The sequence below is a fragment of the Nonomuraea muscovyensis genome, from assembly GCF_014207745.1.
Taxonomy (GTDB): Bacteria; Actinomycetota; Actinomycetes; order Streptosporangiales; family Streptosporangiaceae; genus Nonomuraea; species Nonomuraea muscovyensis.
This window is the reverse complement of sequence record NZ_JACHJB010000003.1, coordinates 1,052,057-1,070,082: the sequence shown is the minus strand read 5'-3', so window position 1 is coordinate 1,070,082 and position 18,026 is coordinate 1,052,057. Positions and strand designations below refer to the sequence as shown.

Genomic DNA, 18,026 nt, shown 5'->3' with positions numbered 1-18,026 from the left:
TTCTCCTGCTCAGAGGGAAGGACTGCGAGAAGTGTGAGGCAGCAATGCCTCGCAGGTTCGGGCTCGTCCGTCCTACTCTGGAGGCAGAGTGCCTCGGCGAGGGAGCGCGATGAGCAAGGCCAAGGATGGTCTCACCTACGTACGCATAGCAGAGGACATCCGTAGCCGTATTCGCCAAGGGGATCCTCCCGCCGGCGCGCTGCTGCCCTCCGAGGCCGTCCTCGCTCGCACATACGGCGTGGCGCGAGGAACGGTTCGTCAGGCGGTCGCCGAGCTGGAGCGTGTGGGACTGGTGGCCAGCGAGGCCGGCCGTGGACGTCGCGTCGTGGGGGAAGGCCCGCCGGGTGTCCGCCGTGCAGCCTCCACGCAGTACGAGACAGTCGCCGAGGGGCTGCGCAAGCGCATCGAGAGCGGCGAGCTCGTTCCCGGCCAACAACTGCCCAGTGAAGCGGCGATGGCGGAGGAGTTCGGTGTGTCGAAGGGGACCGTCCGTCAGGCATTTCAGCTACTGGCCTCCGAGCAGATGATCGCCGCTGTTCATGGCAGAGGATGGTTCGTCGGGGGACCGGATCATGCACAGACTCGCGCCGACGACGTCGCCGATGCACTACGACGGGAAATAGCCAGTGGGCAGCTCTTCATAGGCGCTGTGCTTCCCGGGGAGAACGTGCTCGCCCAGGAGCGAGGCGTCGCCCGTGTCACCGTGCGGCGAGCTCTCGCACTGCTGGAAACCGAAGGGGTCATCGAAAAGAGGGCCGGAAGAGGCCGTGTTGTCACGTCGCAACCAAGGGGCCTCTCTTGACGGTATCCCAGTCGCCCATCATCCCTTTCACCTCGGATGAAGCGCAGGCGACCCTTCGAGACGCATGCCAGGTTGCCGGTCTGACAAGCGCTGGCGCTCGGCTGATACGTCTCGGCGAGAACGCTCTGTACGTGTTGCCGGCCGAGCGAGTAGTGGTGAGAATTGCCCGCAGCCTGGACGTGCTGGCCGACGCTCGCAAGGAGGTGGCTGTGTCGGCTTGGTTAAACGAAGCAAGCCTTCCGGCGGCGCGAACGACTGCTCATGAGCAACCATTTGTCGTGAGGGATAAGCCCGTCACACTATGGCACTTCATCGAAAGCCGTGGAACTCCAGCAAACCTCAACGACCTGGCTGCAGTTCTTCGCGCGCTCCATCAGATGCCGGTTCCCACAGAACTGGCGCTACCGGAATTCGACGTCCTCGGGCGCGTATCGGAACGCATCTCCGCGACTGACGTCCTCTCGGATGAGGAACGTCAATTCCTGCTGATGAGGTATCAACAGTTGCAAGCGGGCTACGCAACTCTGAACTTCCCTCTGGCCTCATGTGCTGTCCATGGTGACGCCCATTCCGACAACCTCATCAAGGCGGTTGACGGCACGGTGGTTCTCATTGACTTCGAGCGCTTCGCTTTCGGCCCTCCCGAAACCGACCTCGCCGTCACGGCCATCGAACACACCCTGGGCTGGGGCAGTCGTGCCGAATATGATCGGTTCGCTGAGCTGTACGGCTTCGATGTCATGGCGTGGGAAGGCTATCCCGTGCTCAGAGACATCAACGAGTTGAAGATGACGACCTGGTTGATGCAGAACGTCAACGAAAACGAGACCATCGCGCAAGAGTTCCGTAATCGCCTTTTCTGTCTTCAGAACCCGGAGGCGCCCCGGCGGTGGCGGCCCTTCTAAGTGCCCAGTGCAGGATACTTCTCACCGATGACGGTGTTGAACGCCTGCACCGAGTCTTCGCATTCATAGCCCACCAGCTCGGCTTTGAGGTCTCGGATGTACCGCAGGTAGCGCTCAGACTTGAGGGGCCCGGCGAGATCGACCGCTTCCATCGCGACCAGGGCCGCCTTCGCGGGTTCGCCTATGTGGACGTAGCTGGCCGCCTGCACCAGGCGGTCGAAGGCCAGAGTGCGGACGTACATGGGGTCGCAGAGATCGACTGCCTGACCGACGAACTGCATCGCCTGTGATGGGACCCTGAGGTCGCGGTAGCAGTGCGCGCCCTCGCTGGCCAACTCGGCCGCGTCGAAGTAGCGCGACCATGGAGGGTCGTCCTCGACGATGCGCTTGCTGAAGAATTTCTCTGCCTCAAGCAGTGCATGAGCGCACTGCGCCTCATCCCCGTTGCCGGCGTGAGCTCGTGCCTCCATCGCATGGAACAACGCCATGGGGGTAGCGGTCGCCACGTCCTTGCAGCCCTCCTGCGCGGCGCGGGCAAGCCGGATCGCTTCGTTGTAGCGTCCGAGATAGTTGGCCTGATGGCTCATGTCCGCGAGTAGCAGACCGCCGATCATGCGGTCGCCCGACTCCTGTGCCAGGCGCAATCCTTGGAGAAAATACCGCTGCGCCAGACCGTGGCGCCCGAGGTCATAGGCAGTCCAGGCCACCAGCTCGGTGATTTCCGCAGCCGCCGCATAGAGCGCGCGCCCTACTGGCTCGGTGAACTTGCCGTCGAGCATCGGGACGACTTCGCGGTTGTAGTACTGGATAAGAGCGGAGCGCGCGTGACCGCCGCCGAATTGGAAGCCCATGTTGGCGAACAGCTCGGTGGTCGAGCGGATGGCCTGTACGTCCCACTGCCCCACAGATGGCCTGGCGTTCTGTCTGCTCTTTAGCGGTTCGGGGCGGGAGAGCAACCAGGAAATGAGGGCTTCCCCCCACGCGTCTGGGACGACCACGGATTGAATCGCCACAGGATCATCGGCGAGGTCTCGGCGTGTCAGGCTCAGAAGCCGGCTGCCGACATCAGATACCCCGCCGCCATGTGCGAGAGCGGCCTCAAGAGTCTCCGGGGTGACGACGCCGGCCAGGCCGATGTCGTCGAGAGTGAATGTCGCGCCGGCTTTCCGGCTCAGCGCCTCTGCGATGAATCGCGCGGTGGCGGTGCGTGGTCTCACGCCATCGAGCCATCGCTTGACGTCCACATGCGTGCAGCTCAGACTTACGCCTTCTTCGCTGGCAATCTGCCGCACTCGTGAGGCAAGCCCCGAATTTGAACAATCGGCACGTCGCATAGCATGCGCGAGCGCCACATTGGGCATACGGGACATTCTCACCTCCATGAAAAGCACGGCCTCGGCAATCATGGCGCGGATGAGGGTCGCGGGGGCCTCGTTTCGCAGATTCTGCGCCCCGTGTTTCACCAGGTCAAGGAAGTAATCACCCCCGATATGCACCCCCTGTGCTTTCAGTCCCGGGGGTGAGCACAGTGTTGCCGGGGCGTGACACGAGGAAGGCTTGAGTCAGCAGGAACGAGCGAGGCAAGCCCTGCAGGACACAAGACCTTCGGTGCCCGTGACTTGACTCTCCGTGACTGTACATGTTCTATGTCTCCTAGAACCTGCTAGCAGGTTCTCGAACCGAAAGGGCTCAGCATGCTCGTCCGCCCACGCAAGGTGCTCCCGACCGTCCTCACCATCTGCGCCGTCCTCTACGCCATGAAGGACCCGGAGGGAGCGGCAACCGTCGTCAAGGCGGCTGTGCACCTGCTCATGAGCGCGTCCGAGTCGTTCGCGCGGTTCGTCCAGACCATGAGCAACTGACCGCAGGAAGAGAGATCTGCCGATGACACGCAACATCAACCGCCCGCTCCACCCGGCCCGCATGTCGCTCGCCGAGGTCGAAGCGGCTTGGCAGGTGGGCGGCGAAACGCCGCTCCCCGAGTGCACGTACGACCCCGAGCTGCATGTCGGCCCGCGGCTAACGATCGAGACCAGCGAGGAACGCGCTGCCCGGGAGTCCGTCGCCCGAGAGGTCTGCGCCTCCTGTCCGGCCCTGCCCGCCTGCACGCTCTACGCGCTGGAGGCCCGCCCGACCTCGGGTATCTGGGCCGGCCGCACGCCTGACGAGCTCGCGGGCGAAGTGGTGGAAGAGCGGGAGGTGGCCTGATGGTAAGCGGCATCCGTGCCTGCTTCTGTGGCCCGGCCGGTGACCAGTACCGCATCGGCATCCGCCTGGACTGTGCGGCGGAGGTGGCCGCATGAACGCTCTGACCAGGGAAGAACGGGCAGCGATCGCCATCACGGCTTCCGTCACCGGAGCACTCGGCGTCCTCGGGTTCGTCAACAGCTTCGACAGGGTGGCCGGCGCGGCCGAACCGTCCTTCGGGTGGTTCGCCTGGACGGTGCCGCTCGGCATCGACCTGGGCATCGCCGCGTTCTCCGCCCTGGACATCGTGCTGGCCCGTCTCTGCATGCGGCTGGGCTGGCTGCGGTTCATCCCGTGGGCGCTGACCGGCGCGACTGTCTACCTGAATGTGGCCGCGTACCTCGGTGCGGACTGGTTCGCCGTCGTCGCCCACGCGCTGCTTCCGTTGCTGTGGGTCATCGCCGTCGAGGTCGGCGCGCATGTCGTCAGGAAGCTCGCGGAACTGGCCCGGCCCGATCACATGGACGGCATCCGCCGCTCCCGCTGGCTGCTGGCGCCGCTGGCGACCGCCGTGTTGTGGCGGCGCATGGTGCTCTGGGAGATCCGCAGCTACCCGGAGGCTCTCGGACGGGAACGCGAACGCGTCTTGGCCAAGACGGAGCTGCAGGACCGGTACGGCCGCCTCTGGCACTGGAAGGCCACCCGCCGCGAACGAGCGTTGTACCGCCTCGGCGAACTCACGCCGGGAGACGTCGCAGTGCAAGTGCGGGCGGTCCCCGACGATCCGCCGGCCTTGCCGGCCGCGCCCCGCAAGCCGCGTCTGAGTCTTCGCGCACCCAGGAAGACGCCACCGCTGAACGTGAGCGATCTCGTACCGCTGGGACGGCGCGTGGCCGCCGACCTCGAAGCTCAGGGCGAGCCGCTGACCCGTGACCGGCTACGAGACGCCATCCGCAGCCACGGGCAGAGCATCTCGACCGATCGGGCGGGAGCGCTTCTGGCGCATCTGAAGACAGAGCCCGTACCGGACGGTGAGGCCGCCTGATGACGCTGAACATCACCGACACGCGCATGACGTCCGACGCATGCCTGAACGTGGCCGAACTCCGCGGCGACCGATGGAGCGTCACGGGCTACCCCGGACGAACCTTCGACCGCAACCAGGCCATCACGGCGATGCTGCTGGTCGAGGTTCTGGCCCAGCGCACGTTCCCCGAGGACCGGACAGAACTGCTCGCCGCTACCTGGCGCGCAGAACTCGGCATCACCGAGGCGGACGGACCGCACATCCCGACCGCCGCCAGCACGCCCGCAGACCGACCGGACGAGCAGCGGTCCGACCGCGCATCGTCCCTGACCGCCACATGGGACGCGGCCTCATCCGCCAAGACAACGACCGCGTCCCACGACCCCGTGACCAGCAAGTCAGACGAGGTGCACACATCATGACCCATCACCAGGACGACCCCAACCACGAGGACGAGGACGGGACCACCCTGTCCGCTCCCGAGGGCAAGGACGCGGACATCGTTCACCTGGACGTCGCCCGCGCCGGACGCCAGCCGCAGCCGCCCGGTTCCGACCGGTGCGACTCGGACGACCGCCCGGCGGACGGACCGGTCCTTGAAGGCGAGGTGGTCCGCATCGACCAACCCGGTCCGACCGATGGCGACTGGCGGACCGCGCTGGAGGCGAAGGCACGCAGCCGGCAGCCGATCGTCCCGCTGTGGCTGCGGTCCCGAACCGAGGCCATCCAGACTCTCAAGTGGGTCAGTCTCCACTACCTGCACGTGGCCGGGTACCAGGTCGTCCGCCTGCCGCTGTACGGCGGACGACTGACCGCCCGCGCTCCTCGCGGCCTGCTCCACCTGGTCGGCGGCATCGTCAAGTGGACGTTCGATCTGGAGGGCGAGCCGGTACGGCTGGCCGCCGTGCAGAAGGCCGACCCAGAGGTATACCTCAAGCTCAGCAGGCAACGGGACTCCCGCGTGCGGCTGCGTGTGCTGATTTCCAGCGCTGCCCTGGTCACGCTGCTGGTCGTGGGTCTCATGATGGCCGAGCAGACCACCACGATGCAGTGGGCAGCGTTCGCGGTCGCCATCGCCGCGCTCGGCATCCTCGGCAAGCCCGCCGACCGGCCACTGATCGACCGTGCGGTGGTGCCGTCCACGGTGGAGAAGCTGACCAGCGACATCGTCGTCCGCGCCCTGACCGTGCTCGGCATCGGCGGCATCAATCAGGCGATGGCCAAGAACCCCAAGGACGCCATCCGGTTCGTCGCTCCGATCACTCGGGACGGCCCTGGCTGGCGCGCGGACATCGATCTGCCGTACGGCGTGACCGTGGCCGATGTGATGGACAAGCGCGACCGGATGGCCTCGGCACTGCGCCGTCCGCTGGGCTGCATCTGGCCCGAGGGCGACAGCTCCGTTCACGAGGGACGACTGATCCTTTGGGTGGGAGACAAAGACCTGTCCAAGACCGTCGTGAAGTCCCCGCTGGTCAAGGCCAGCTCGCACGACGTGTTCAAGGGCATCCCGTTCGGCTGTGACCCGCGAGGCCGCGCCATCGTAGTGCCGGTCATCGAACAGAACATCCTGATCGGCTCGCAGCCCGGGCAGGGCAAGACCGCCTCGGTGCGGGTGCTGGCCTCCGGCGCGGCCCTCGACCCGTCCGCCGAGCTGTGGATTCACGAGCTCAAGGGCACCGGCGACCTCGACCCGCATGAACAGAACTGCCATCGCTACGTCTCTGGCATCGAGGATGAGGCCATCGCCTATGCCGCTGACTCGCTCACGCTGCTGCGCAAAGAGGTCATGCGCCGTGCCGCCGCTCTCAAGGCCCTGCCCGCAGACCTGTGCCCGGACAAGAAGGTCACCCGGCAGATCGCCGACCGGCGTTCGCTGGGGCTGCACCCGCTGGTGGCCATCTTCGACGAGTGCCAGAACCTGTTCGCGCATCCCGACTTCGGCGCGAAGGCAGGGGAGGACGCCGAGTTCATCATCAAGTTGGGGCGCGCCCTGGGCGTGGTCCTGATGCTGGCCACCCAGCGGCCGGACAAGGACAGCCTGCCCACCGGCATCAGCGCGAACGTCACCATCCGGTTCTGCCTGCGGGTGGCCGGCCAGCTCGAAAACGACATGATCCTCGGTACGTCGGCCTATAAGAACGGCATCCGAGCCACAGTGTTCCAGCCCAAGGTGGACGCCGGCATCGGCTACCTGCTCGGCGCGACTCCGATGCCGAAGGTGGTGCGTACTGCGTACCTGGACACGCCTGCCACGGAGCACATCGCCAAGCGCGCGCATGCCCTGCGAGCCAGTGTCGGAGTGCTGGGCCGGCATCCGCTCGGAGAGACACCGGAGCACGTGACGCCGAGCTTCGACCTGCTGGCCGACATCCTGGCCGTGGTCCCACCGGCCGAGGCGAAGGTGTGGAACGAGGTCATCGTCGATCGCCTGGCCGAATTGCGGCCCGAGGTCTACGGCGCGTGGGCGGGGCTGGAAGGCGGCGCGAAGACCGCCCAGCTCACAACCGCCCTCAAGCCGTACGGGATCAAGACCATGCAGGTGTGGGGCACGTCCGAGGGCGGCGGTAAGGGCGCAAACCGCATCGGCGTGGCCCGCGACGACATCACCACCGCAGTCGCACAGCGTGATCGAGGGCGGGCTTCGTAGGGCTCCGATCGCCTCTAGACCTAGAGGCAGATCCCTCTAGGTCTAGAGGCTCGCCTAGAGCCTTAAACGGCCCTCTACCAGCGATCTAGCGCCTAGACCCTCACCTGCTAAAACCCGGGAATCAGCCCTGGAGGCCCACATGGCTACCGCCATCACCCTTCTCGTCGTCTGCCTACCAACCGTCACTATCGGTTACGGCTTGTTCTGCCTCGTTTCGCCCTGGGGCACCTGCCTGCACTGCCGCCCTGGCGGCCGGAACCGCACCTGCCGCGCCTGCAATGGCACCGGCATGCGGCCACGCCTCGGCTGGCAACTCTACGTCTACGCCCGCCGCCTGTACCGCGACGGCAGCCACTGATCCCCGCTCGAACGGAAGGAACCCCGCATGTCCGGCGAGACCAGCATCACCATCATCGGCAACCTGACCAACGACCCCGAACTGCGTTTCACTCAGACCGGTACGGCCGTCGCCACCTTCACCATCGCCTCAAGCCCGCGTGTCTACAACAAGCAGCTCGAACGGTGGGAAGACGGCGAGGCCCTGTTCATGCGCTGTTCGGCCTGGCGCGACCTCGGCGAGCACGTCTGCGAGTCGCTCACCCGAGGTATCCGCGTCATCGCCTCAGGACAGCTCCGGATGCGTACGTACGAGACCAGCGAGGGCGACCATCGCACGGTCTTCGAGCTGACCGTCGATGAGATCGGCCCTTCCCTGCGGTTCGCCACCGCCAAGCCCGTGAGGGCGGCGCGCAAGGTCCCGAGCAGCCATGACGGCGGCGCACCTGATCCGTGGGCGCCCGCCGCTCCGGCGGACGACAAGCCGCCGTTCTAACGCCGTCAGCACAGCAACGGGATACGGCCTCGGCGACCAGCCGCCAAGCACAACCGCCGAGGCCGCCCCACCCCGATCACGAGGAAAGGCACTGCCAGCATGACACCCACCGGCACTCACCGCGTACCACCCGTAACGCCACGCACTCGGGATGGCGTTGCCATCGCCCCATTGGACGCTCTCGAGCAGGACCTCGTCGAGGCCGATCGGCTCCGGCTTCCTGGAGCCAAGAGGGCGTCCAATGGGAGAGGCGATCTGGCCCGCCACGCCCTGGAGGCCGCCGCCCGTGGCTGGCGTGTCTTCCCGCTCACCCCGCGCGGCAAGAAGCCGTTGCGTGGATTCACCGACTGGGAACGGCACGCCACCACCGACGCCGGCCGCGTCGCCGCGTTCTGGTCGCGCGGGCCGTACAACATCGGCATCGCCTGCGGCCCGTCCCGCCTGGTCGTGATCGACCTCGACCAGCCCAAGCCCGGCGACCAGCCACCCGCCCGCTACGCCGAGCACCATCCGCACGACGGCGAGCACGTCTTCCGCCTGCTTTGCGCGGAGCGCGGACAGCCCTACCCGGCCGACACGTTCACCGTCCGCACCCGGCGCGGCGGCACCCATCTCTACTTCACCGCGCCGGAGGACGTGGACCTGCGCAACAGCGCAGGCCACAAGGGTGGCCTCGCGTGGCTGATCGACACCCGCGCCAGCGGCGGCTACGTCGTCGGCCCCGGCAGCCAGGCCATCCAGCCGGACGGCACCGGCCGCTACGAGATCACCCTCGACGTGCCACCCGCGCCGCTTCCGGCCTGGCTCGCCGAGGCCCTCGGACCCACCACACCGCCGCCACCGCCAAGCGCCGCCGACCTGCTGGCCGGCCTGCCTGACCACCGTCTCAGCCGGTACGGCCAGGCGGCGCTCCGTGGCGAGGTGGAACGCGTGGCCACCGCTCAGCGCGGCACCCGCAACCACACCTTGAACACCGCCGCCTTCAACCTCGGCCAGCTCGTCGCACGTGGCGCGCTGCCCGCCGAGGTGGTCATCACCGCTCTCCAGTCCGCCGCCGAGGCCGCCAACGCCGAAGGCGCCCCGAACCCGCCCCGCGAGATCGCCGCCGTCATCGACTCAGGACTGGCCGCAGGCATCAAAGCCCAGCCCCGCCGTCGCAGGGCCGCATGAACACCGATCAAGGAGCACCACCCATGAACCACCGCACACCTGACGGCGCCGCCCTGCTCGACCGGCTACGTGCCGCGCTCACCCGCTACGTCATCCTGCCGAGCCCCGAGGCCACCGACGCCGTCACGCTCTGGATCGCCGCCACCCACGCCCAGCCCGCGTGGGCGCACGCTCCCCGCCTGGTGATCCGTGGACCCGAGAAGCGTTGTGGCAAGTCCCGGCTCCTGGACGTGGTCGAGGCCACCTGCCACAACCCGTTCATCACCGTCAACTCCAGCTCCGCGGCCGTCTACCGCTCCATCACGGAGGACCCGCCGACGATGCTCGTGGACGAGGCCGACACCATCTTCGGCCCGAAGGCGGACGGCAACGAGGACCTGCGCGGCCTGCTGAACGCCGGACACCAGCGCAACCGTCCGGCCAAACGCTACGACGCCGCCACCAACCGAGTGGAGAGCATCCCGACGTTCGCCATGGCGGCACTCGCCGGAATCGGCGCGATGCCCGACACCATCGAAGACCGTGCCGTCGTCGTCCGCATGCGCCGCCGCGCACCGGGAGAGACCGCCGCCCCATACCGGCACCGCCGCGACCGGCCCCCACTGCGCGATCTGGCCACCGACCTGAACCGGTGGCTCCGCACTGACCTGCCGGCCTTGGAAGCGGCAGAACCCTGCATGCCGGTGGAGGACCGCGCCGCCGACACCTGGGAACCGCTGGTCATCGTCGCAGACCGCGCAGGCGAGAGCTGGCCTGATCGCGCTCGTACAGCCGCATTGGCGCTCACGGCTGAGGCTGACGACAGCGGACAGTCGTCTATACGGATGCGCCTGCTCACCGCCTGTCGCACCGCGTTCGGTTCGGACACCGCATTGCCTACCGCCGTCTTGCTGGAGCGACTCAGAAGTGACCCCGAGAGTGAATGGGCCGACCACGGACCTTCCGGACTGACCGCGATGAAGCTCGGCACGATGTTGCGCGAGTACGACATCCGTTCCGGCAACATCCGCTTCCCCAACGGCATGCAGGCCAAGGGCTACCAGCGAGGCGACTTCGCCGACGCCTGGGCGCGCTACTGCCCGAGTCTGGGGCCCGTCCCGGAGGCCGATGTGGTGCCGATCGAGAGGGAGAACCGTCCCAGCCGTCCCAGCCTCGTCACCGCAGGTCAGAGCGGGACGGCTCCGATCGCCGGGACGGCATGACCCGTCCCGCCCGATCAAGCCGTCCCGCGCCTGACCTGCGGAAATGACCCTGGGACGGCTGGGACGGCTCCCCCCGCCATATCCACCTGTGAACACCCTCGGCGACCAGCCGCCAAGCACAACCGCCGAGACATCACCCGCACCGATCACGATGCCTGAAAGGCAGTGACCATCATGCCAACGCGCCCCAAGACCATGCTCACCATCGCCGAGGTCCTCGACGAGATCGATGTCCCGAAGTCCACCTTCTACCGCTGGCTGAACACCGGCCGCGGCCCGAGGTCCCTGAAACTCCCCAACGGCAAGCGCAAGGTCCGCCGCTGCGACCTGGACGCCTGGCTCAGCACCTTCGAGCAGACCGCAGCTTAGGAGGGCAAGATGCTGACTCACGACGTGATGATCTGGAGTATCCGTAACCGCAAGGACCGCGCCAAGCCGTACCAGCTCCGATGGAAGGTCGGCACTGAGCCGAAGTCCAAGACATTCCTGACCAAGGCACTTGCCGACAACTTCCGGGCCGATCTGCTCAAGGCAGCGAAGAAGGGCGAACTCTTCGACACGGTCACCGGCCTGCCCGCCTCCATGACGACGGAGGAGAAGACCGCCCTGAGCTGGTACAGCTTCTGCCGCAAGTACGTGCGTATGCGCTGGAATGGTGCTGCCGCCAAGACTCGCGAAAGCATCGTGGACAGTCTCACGGTCGCCACGTTCGGCATGCTGACTGACGACGCCGCCCGCCTATCCAAGAAGGAGATCAGGGCCGCTATGCAGTGGGCCCTCATCCCCCGCCAGGAAGACAAGGCGGCCCCGCCCGATCTCGACTACGCCGTTCGCCTGCTCGAAAAGGGCACCATCCACGTGAGTGACCTCGCAGACCCCATAGTTGCGCGCCAAGTGTGCGAGGAGCTCACGCTCACACGCGACGGCAAACGCGCGGCAGCTGACACGACAGCCCGCCGACGCCGCGGCCTCAACACCGCGCTTGAATACGCGATCGACCTAGGTGAGCTGACTGAGAACCCGCTCAAGCGCGTCAAGCAGAAGAAGGTGGCCAGGGACAACACCGTGGACCGGCGATGCGTGGTCAACCCCGCTCAAGCGCGCGAGCTCCTCGTCAGCCTCTCCTACGTGGGCAGTTGGCATCGCGGACGAGGCCGCCGCCTTGTGGCGTTCTTCGCCACGCTCTACTTCGCGGGCCTTCGCCCAGCCGAGGCGATCGGGCTCCGAGAAACCGACTGCGCTCTACCGAAGGAAGGATGGGGAATGCTCACCCTTGAAGTCACTCGCCCGAGCAGCGGCAAGCAGTGGACCGACAGCGGGACCGTGCACGACGAGCGGGGGCTCAAGCAGCGAGAGGAACGAGAAGTCCGGCCCGTGCCGATCCCGCCGGAGCTGGTCCGCATCCTGCGGGCCCACCTCGAAGAGTTCGGCGTAGCCCCTGACGGCCGGCTCTTCCGCAACGAGCGCGGTGGCATTCTCGGCGCTTCCACCTATGCGCGGGCATGGGAGGAGGCCCGCCGCTTGGCCCTGGCTCCGCAACAGGTCGCCTCTCCCCTGGCCGGGAGGCCCTACGACTTGCGTCACGCCGCCCTATCCACCTGGCTCAATGCGGGGGTGGATGCGACGGTGGTAGCCGAGCGTGCGGGCAACAGCGTGGAGGTCCTGCTCAAGCGGTACGCCAAGTGTCTCGATGGACGCGACGGCCAGATCAATCGCCGCATCGAGGCCGCCCTTAAGACCTGATCGGGCTCACCGGCACGGTTTTGAACTCTGTCTTCGCCGTCCGGGAGGGCGACCACGAAGGATCAGTTACATCCTCACGGACGGCGACAAGACCGAGATCGGATCTTCGATGGGCCCGAAAGGGCGACCGTCACCCCGTGGAGTTCTTGGGTTGGTGCACCACACTGCCCGTTGCGATCCTCGGCCGCCCCGAAGGGCGACCGCCACGCGGGGCGGTGATGGTCACGACTGTGTCCCTTCGGTGTTGCGATCCTCGGTCGCCCCAGAGGGCGACCGCCACCGGGGGCGGGCGGACCCATCAACCCCCGAAGACGATGTTGCGATCCTCGGTCACCCCGAAGGGCGACCGCGACTCCAGCTCCGAGGCCAGCCCGGCGCGGAGGTGTCCCTGTTGCGATCCTTGGTCACCCCGGAGGGCGACCGCCACTCGAACTTCGAGCCCAAGCGGTTGCGTAAGGCCAAGCGGTTGCGATCCTCGGTCGCCCCGGAGGGCGACCGCCACAGCGTCTCGGACGAGCTCGCACACCGTAGGGGTGGCGTTGCGATCCTCGGTCGCCCCGGAGGGCGACCGCCACCTCCCCGGCGCAAGCCTGTGGGGGCGTCCCGGTGTTGCGATCCTCGGTCGCCCCGGAGGGCGACCGCCACTGCCCAAGCTCCGGGTGCGTGTTCAGGACGTGCACGTTGCGATCCTCGGTCGCCCCGGAGGGCGACCGCCACGGCGCCGCCGGCGTCGTTGGGATGCAGGCCCTCGATGTTGCGATCCTCGGTCGCCCCGGAGGGCGACCGCCACCGGCGTGGGCTCGGCTGGTGGTCTGCGTCATGATGGTTGCGATCCTCGGCCGCCCCGGAAGGCGACCGCCACTGGTGACGGTCATCAGCGGGTCCAGACCGAGCGCGTTGCGATCCTCGGTCGCCCCGGAGGGCGACCGCCACGAGGTTGCCGCCCAGGTCGCGCTCGTGGACGTACGTGTTGCGATCCTCGGTCGCCCCGGAGGGCGACCGCCACGGGGGTGCCATTCCGCCGCCGAAGTACCGGCCAAAGTGTTGCGATCCTCGGTCGCCCCGGAGGGCGACCGCCACAGGTCCGTGTTCACGCGGATCTTTCGCGTAGCAGACCGTTGCGATCCTCGGTCGCCCCGGAGGGCGACCGCCACTTCTCAGGGCCGCTTCCTGGGCCAGGTCCCGCGGGTCGTTGCGATCCTCGGTCGCCCCGGAGGGCGACCGCCACGCTGATGAGCCTGTTCAGCGAGATGACGGCTTGGGTGTTGCGATCCTCGGTCGCCCCGGAGGGCGACCGCCACCCCGCCGAAACGATCCCAGGCGATCGCGATGAACTCGTTGCGATCCTCGGTCGCCCCGGAGGGCGACCGCCACGGTGGCCGGAGGGGAGGCCCATTACCCACTCGGCGTTGCGATCCTCGGTCGCCCCGGAGGGCGACCGCCACATCACTAATCACATGCCGGGCGGTATTGCTGCCGACGCCGTTGCGATCCTCGGTCGCCCCGGAGGGCGACCGCCACGGCAAGCCGGTCGACCAAGTCACCTCCGCCGAGCGGTTGCGATCCTCGGTCGCCCCGGAGGGCGACCGCCACGACGCTCACCATCAGCAATCTCGACTCGCTCGCGGCGTTGCGATCCTCGGTCGCCCCGGAGGGCGACCGCCACCCTCGTCGGCCATGCCGCCGAGCTGCTGACTGTCGAGTTGCGATCCTCGGTCGCCCCGGAGGGCGACCGCCACGTGGTGCCCGAGGCGGACAGCACGTGGAGCGATGCGTTGCGATCCTCGGTCGCCTCGGAGGGCGACCGCCACGTGGTGCCCGAGGCGGACAGCACGTGGAGCGATGCGTTGCGATCCTCGGTCGCCCCGGAGGGCGACCGCCACACCCTCACAGGCCGCATGGCCGGAGACCCTGAGCTGTTGCGATCCTCGGTCGCCCCGGAGGGCGACCGCCACCCCAGCCCAGGAGCCAGCCGCTCACGTCCAGGCCGTTGCGATCCTCGGTCGCCCCGGAGGGCGACCGCCACCATGGCGCGGGCGTAGCCCTCGAACGTCTTGTCGGGGTTGCGATCCTCGGTCGCCCCGGAGGGCGACCGCCACTTCCGCTACCTACCCGCTGACCGGAGCCCTCTATGTTGCGATCCTCGGTCGCCCCGGAGGGCGACCGCCACGGGTGCCCGGGGCGTTGACGTCCTCGCCGACGTCGTTGCGATCCTCGGTCGCCCCGGAGGGCGACCGCCACAGGGCCAGCGGACGCCGGTCGAGGACGTGGTGGAGGTTGCGATCCTCGGTCGCCCCGGAGGGCGACCGCCACGACCGGCGCGCCTCCATGCACGAGGCGGCATGAGCCGGTTGCGATCCTCGGTCGCCCCGGAGGGCGACCGCCACGTCACTTACTCGCGAGCCAGCCGTTGACCATCTGGAAGTTGCGATCCTCGGTCGCCCCGGAGGGCGACCGCCACCCCGGTCAAAGTCGATCTCGACTTCGCCGGCGTAGTTGCGATCCTCGGTCGCCCCGGAGGGCGACCGCCACGGCATCTGAGCAGGCGTTATGCCTTCTCGATGCCGATAGGAAGATATGCGGATTCACTTATCAAGGAACATATTGGGCGATAACTTCTTAGGAACCTACTGCGTGTCGCGTGAGCACTTCAGGTTCCGAACTACAGGATGAGCGGATCATGATGGGGTGCGGGCTCCGCTACACCCAGGCGATGCACCGCATCGAAGCAGTTGCTCGGCAGCCGATAGACCCGTACAGAATCGTCGGACACATCGATGATCCGTGTTGCGGAGTCGAGCAGAGTGAGTAGCTCGGCGTCCGTGCACGTGATCTCGAACACGGACTTCTGCACACGATGCCCGTATCCCTCGCACAGCTTGGCCATCTGCCGTAGCCGGCGGCGGCCCTCCGGTGTGGTGGTCACCACGTCGTACGTCAGGAGCAGTTGCATCAGCCAACCGTCCAGGGGATGTAAGCAGGCAGTTCGCCGCGGATGTGCCGGGCTAGGAGGCGGGCTTGGACGACGGGCAGCAGCGAGGCGGAGACTTTGCGCCCGAGCAGTTTGTGCGGCCAGTCCTTGTTCTTCCACGCCTGCCACTCCGTGAGGACGAGGCGCCGGCCGTCCTCCGTCATCTGGACCGCTCCGCCCGGCAGGGTCTCGAAGTGCTCCTTTCGCAGTTGTTTGCGGTTGAGAAGGTTGAGTCCGAGCCGGTCGGCGTGAATGGGGCGAAACTCTTCCATGAGGTCCAGGGCGAGAGCCGGCTTGCCGGGGCGCATGCCGTGGAGGAAGCCGAGGTACGGGTCGAGGCCTACCTGCTCGGCTGCTCCGTGGACGAGGGCGCGAGTCAGACCGTACAGGTACGACAGCAGCGCGTTGACGGGATCAGTGGGAGGACGCCTCGTCCGGTTGGCGAAGGAGGGAATGTCGGACAGCGGTCGGAGCATGTGGCTCAGTCCCTCGAAGTACAGGCGGGCCGCCTGACCTTCCAACCCCATGAGTTCGTCGAGGGTCCCGGCGTCTTCGGCGCGGCCCAGGAGATCTTCGATGTCCTGCGCGAGCGACCGCAGCGTGACCTGCGCCTGATCGGTGGCGTCGCGCGCTCCGCGGAGGAGGATCTGCCGGGAGTTCTGCAGCTTGCCCGCGACGCAACTTCTGGCGATCTGCAGGCGCAGAACGGGATCCGCATGCGAGAGGTGCTGCGCGTGGCGGAGCATGACGTTCCCGCGGGTCGGCCCGTCGACTCGGCCAAGGAATCGTCCAGACAGACTCATCCAGACCACGGACCGGCCGTCTTCCGCGCACCGGGCGAGCAGTTCGGCGGACAGGGACACATGACCGTAGACCACGATGCCGTCCAGACGGCGCAGGGGCAGCGTCTTCTTGGGAGTCTCCGGGATGACGATCTTAAGGCTGTCGTGATCGAGATGGAGGCTTGCTCCTTGGGTCTGGACGTAGAGGGTGTTGAGGAGTTCAGTCATCCCATACCGCTTCAGGTTGAGGGGTGAACAGCTTGGACGCGGCCCGCGTGATGGCACCCTGGCGGGCCAGGACGCGAGGCATGCACATGTCGTGCATCGAGCAGCGTCGGCATCGCTGATCAGCGACTGCGCCGGGAAGCGTGGCCACGGCAAGCGTGTGCCGCACCTCGTCGGCAAGGGTGAGGACACGATTCCGGGCGGCGGCGTCGAGTGCGACGGTATGTCTGCGCCGATCCGCGGCAGAGTAGATCACACCGTAGGGGATGGAGCAGCTGAACATGGCCTCCAGGCACATCGCCTGGCCGGTCACCTGGACGTCAGCGGGTCCGCCCTGCGTGTACGAGCCGGACTTGTGCTCGATCGGGATGACCCGCCCGTCGCTGTGGATCTCCACCACGTCGCAGACGCCGACCAGCGCGAGCCCGTCGTGCCACACCGGAAGGGCCCGCAAGGTACGCACAGCGCCGCGTGTCTCGTGCCCTGGCTCGTGGACGCGCTGGTGCATGAGGGTGCCTCGGATGGTCGACGCGTCGTCGGCGTATCCATCCTCCAGAAGGATGAGGCCGGCTTGGCGTGGGCAGTAGGCGTGATGTTCCAGTGCCGACAGCATCACCTGCTGAAGGGGGACGCCGCCGGCCTGCGGAGCGGCGTCGGTCACTCGGTGACGGAGGTGAGGGCGATCCCCTCGGGGAGGTCGCTCCTGACGGAGACGGTGTAGTCGGCGAACGAGCGCGGAATCGGCTGGGTAGCGGCGACCTCGACGCGGTCGAACAGTTGATGGGCCGGAGCCCGGCCGAAGGGGTCGTCGTGGCTGAACACGTACAGGCCGCGCAGCGCCATCTCGCCGCGGGTAGAGGCGCGGTCGTGCTCGAACATCAGTGTCATGGCCCGCCAGAACGTCTCCAGGTCCTGGCCAGTCACACCGGTGCGGCGGGCCAGAGGCGCGCTGAAATGCCCGTAACCGAGGTAGAGAGCGTAAGGGATCATGTGCTTGTTACCCATTTCGGTCGACTCGCCCTTGTCGATGTCGTCCTGGCGGGTCTGCGTGACGCGGGTGATGCCGTGCTCCTGAGGGAGGACCACGTCGATGGACCGGGAGAAGGTGAGCTGCATCGGCCCTTGGACGCGTCCGCACGGCTTGGTGCCGGTGGTCATGACGGCGCCGAACATCCGCACGTCGTAGAAGGTCTGGCACATCCACTGCTGCGCCTCGAACTCGGACTTGCGCCGCTGCTTGGGGTCCAGGTTCAGCGCGGCGTAGGCGCGCTCGTGCTGGGCGTTGAGCGCGACTCCGGCCTCAACGTAGATGTCGTAACCGGCGACGCCCTCGTTGATCAGAGCCACCATGTTCCGAATCTTGCGTTTGATCGCCACGTCGGTGACCAGGCCGTGGCCGGTTTCCGGATCTGTCCGCGGCATGCCGCCGGCGTCGGGGTCACCGTTGGGGTTGCCGTCGCGCACGTCGAACAGGAAGACGAAGTCGTGCTTACGGGCGGGGTCCAGGTGGACGGACATGCCGAGGAGTTC

The 18,026-nt window shown here is 67.3% G+C and carries 18 protein-coding genes and 1 CRISPR repeat array; of the genes, 13 read left to right on the top strand and 5 right to left on the bottom strand.

What is annotated here, in order from left to right:
• The first annotated feature begins 109 nt into the window (after positions 1-109).
• Together FHU36_RS36665 and FHU36_RS36660 are read left to right on the top strand one after the other, a co-directional pair.
• The gene (locus FHU36_RS36665) at positions 110-802 is read left to right on the top strand and encodes a GntR family transcriptional regulator (protein ID WP_185088625.1); all 693 of its coding nucleotides are present in this window, start codon (positions 110-112) and stop codon (positions 800-802) included.
• Entirely contained in the window at positions 799-1,707 is a 909-nt protein-coding gene (locus FHU36_RS36660; RefSeq protein WP_185088624.1) for an aminoglycoside phosphotransferase family protein, read from the top strand. The genes FHU36_RS36665 and FHU36_RS36660 overlap by 4 nt, the downstream gene beginning before the upstream one ends.
• On the opposite strand, the gene FHU36_RS36655 is transcribed toward FHU36_RS36660, so the two are convergent.
• Complete coding sequence (locus FHU36_RS36655; protein WP_185088623.1) at positions 1,704-3,113, bottom strand: NsdA family TPR-like regulatory protein; 1,410 nt, start codon at positions 3,111-3,113, stop codon at positions 1,704-1,706. The two genes, FHU36_RS36660 and FHU36_RS36655, sit on opposite strands and share 4 nt — an antisense overlap.
• A gap of 288 nt (positions 3,114-3,401) precedes the next feature.
• Between FHU36_RS36655 and FHU36_RS36650 the strand changes: the two genes are divergently transcribed.
• The 11 genes from FHU36_RS36650 (at position 3,402) to FHU36_RS36600 (ending at position 12,518) form a co-directional block, all read left to right on the top strand.
• Positions 3,402-3,569 carry a hypothetical protein gene (locus FHU36_RS36650; protein ID WP_185088622.1) on the top strand — a complete coding sequence of 56 codons (168 nt, stop codon included), beginning with the start codon at positions 3,402-3,404 and terminating at the stop codon, positions 3,567-3,569.
• Between the two features lie 22 nt (positions 3,570-3,591).
• The gene (locus FHU36_RS36645) at positions 3,592-3,915 is read left to right on the top strand and encodes a WhiB family transcriptional regulator (protein WP_185088621.1); all 324 of its coding nucleotides are present in this window, start codon (positions 3,592-3,594) and stop codon (positions 3,913-3,915) included.
• A gap of 91 nt (positions 3,916-4,006) precedes the next feature.
• Positions 4,007-4,939 (top strand): DUF2637 domain-containing protein, encoded by a 933-nt coding sequence (locus FHU36_RS36640; protein WP_185088620.1) that lies wholly within the window; start codon positions 4,007-4,009, stop codon positions 4,937-4,939.
• Positions 4,939-5,343 (top strand): hypothetical protein, encoded by a 405-nt coding sequence (locus tag FHU36_RS36635; RefSeq protein WP_185088619.1) that lies wholly within the window; start codon positions 4,939-4,941, stop codon positions 5,341-5,343. The genes FHU36_RS36640 and FHU36_RS36635 overlap by 1 nt, the downstream gene beginning before the upstream one ends.
• Before the next feature lie 185 nt (positions 5,344-5,528).
• A complete protein-coding gene (locus FHU36_RS36630; protein ID WP_221497105.1) occupies positions 5,529-7,571 on the top strand; it encodes a cell division protein FtsK in 2,043 nt (680 codons plus the stop codon).
• A gap of 139 nt (positions 7,572-7,710) precedes the next feature.
• The gene (locus FHU36_RS36625; RefSeq protein WP_185088617.1) at positions 7,711-7,929 is read left to right on the top strand and encodes a hypothetical protein; all 219 of its coding nucleotides are present in this window, start codon (positions 7,711-7,713) and stop codon (positions 7,927-7,929) included.
• A 27-nt stretch (positions 7,930-7,956) separates the two neighbouring features.
• Entirely contained in the window at positions 7,957-8,403 is a 447-nt protein-coding gene (locus tag FHU36_RS36620; RefSeq protein WP_185088616.1) for a single-stranded DNA-binding protein, read from the top strand.
• Positions 8,404-8,574: 171 nt separating this feature from the next.
• Positions 8,575-9,573, top strand: a complete 999-nt coding sequence (locus FHU36_RS36615; RefSeq protein ID WP_246503059.1) for a bifunctional DNA primase/polymerase — start codon at positions 8,575-8,577, stop codon at positions 9,571-9,573.
• Between the two features lie 23 nt (positions 9,574-9,596).
• Positions 9,597-10,775: a DUF3631 domain-containing protein gene (locus FHU36_RS36610; RefSeq protein ID WP_185088614.1), complete on the top strand. Its 1,179-nt coding sequence runs from the start codon at positions 9,597-9,599 to the stop codon at positions 10,773-10,775.
• A gap of 174 nt (positions 10,776-10,949) precedes the next feature.
• Positions 10,950-11,144 (top strand): helix-turn-helix transcriptional regulator, encoded by a 195-nt coding sequence (locus FHU36_RS36605; RefSeq protein ID WP_221497104.1) that lies wholly within the window; start codon positions 10,950-10,952, stop codon positions 11,142-11,144.
• Positions 11,145-11,153: 9 nt separating this feature from the next.
• The gene (locus FHU36_RS36600) at positions 11,154-12,518 is read left to right on the top strand and encodes a tyrosine-type recombinase/integrase (RefSeq protein ID WP_185088613.1); all 1,365 of its coding nucleotides are present in this window, start codon (positions 11,154-11,156) and stop codon (positions 12,516-12,518) included.
• 170 nt (positions 12,519-12,688) lie between these two features.
• A CRISPR array of direct repeats spans positions 12,689-15,050; the repeat unit is 37 nt; unit sequence GTTGCGATCCTCGGTCGCCCCGGAGGGCGACCGCCAC.
• Between the two features lie 130 nt (positions 15,051-15,180).
• Here FHU36_RS36600 and cas2 read toward each other — a convergent pair.
• From cas2 to cas7c, 4 genes are read right to left on the bottom strand one after another with little or no spacing between them, the layout of a single operon-like run.
• A complete protein-coding gene (gene cas2 / locus FHU36_RS36595) occupies positions 15,181-15,471 on the bottom strand; it encodes a CRISPR-associated endonuclease Cas2 (protein WP_185088612.1) in 291 nt (96 codons plus the stop codon).
• Positions 15,471-16,499, bottom strand: a complete 1,029-nt coding sequence (cas1c, locus tag FHU36_RS36590; RefSeq protein WP_185088611.1) for a type I-C CRISPR-associated endonuclease Cas1c — start codon at positions 16,497-16,499, stop codon at positions 15,471-15,473. Before cas1c ends, cas2 begins: the two co-directional genes overlap by 1 nt.
• On the bottom strand, positions 16,492-17,157 hold the full coding sequence (gene cas4, locus FHU36_RS36585) for a CRISPR-associated protein Cas4 (RefSeq protein WP_312892086.1): 666 nt from the start codon (positions 17,155-17,157) through the stop codon (positions 16,492-16,494). The genes cas1c and cas4 overlap by 8 nt, the downstream gene beginning before the upstream one ends.
• Complete coding sequence (cas7c, locus tag FHU36_RS36580; RefSeq protein WP_185088610.1) at positions 17,154-18,014, bottom strand: type I-C CRISPR-associated protein Cas7/Csd2; 861 nt, start codon at positions 18,012-18,014, stop codon at positions 17,154-17,156. Before cas7c ends, cas4 begins: the two co-directional genes overlap by 4 nt.
• Positions 18,015-18,026: the final 12 nt, after the last annotated feature.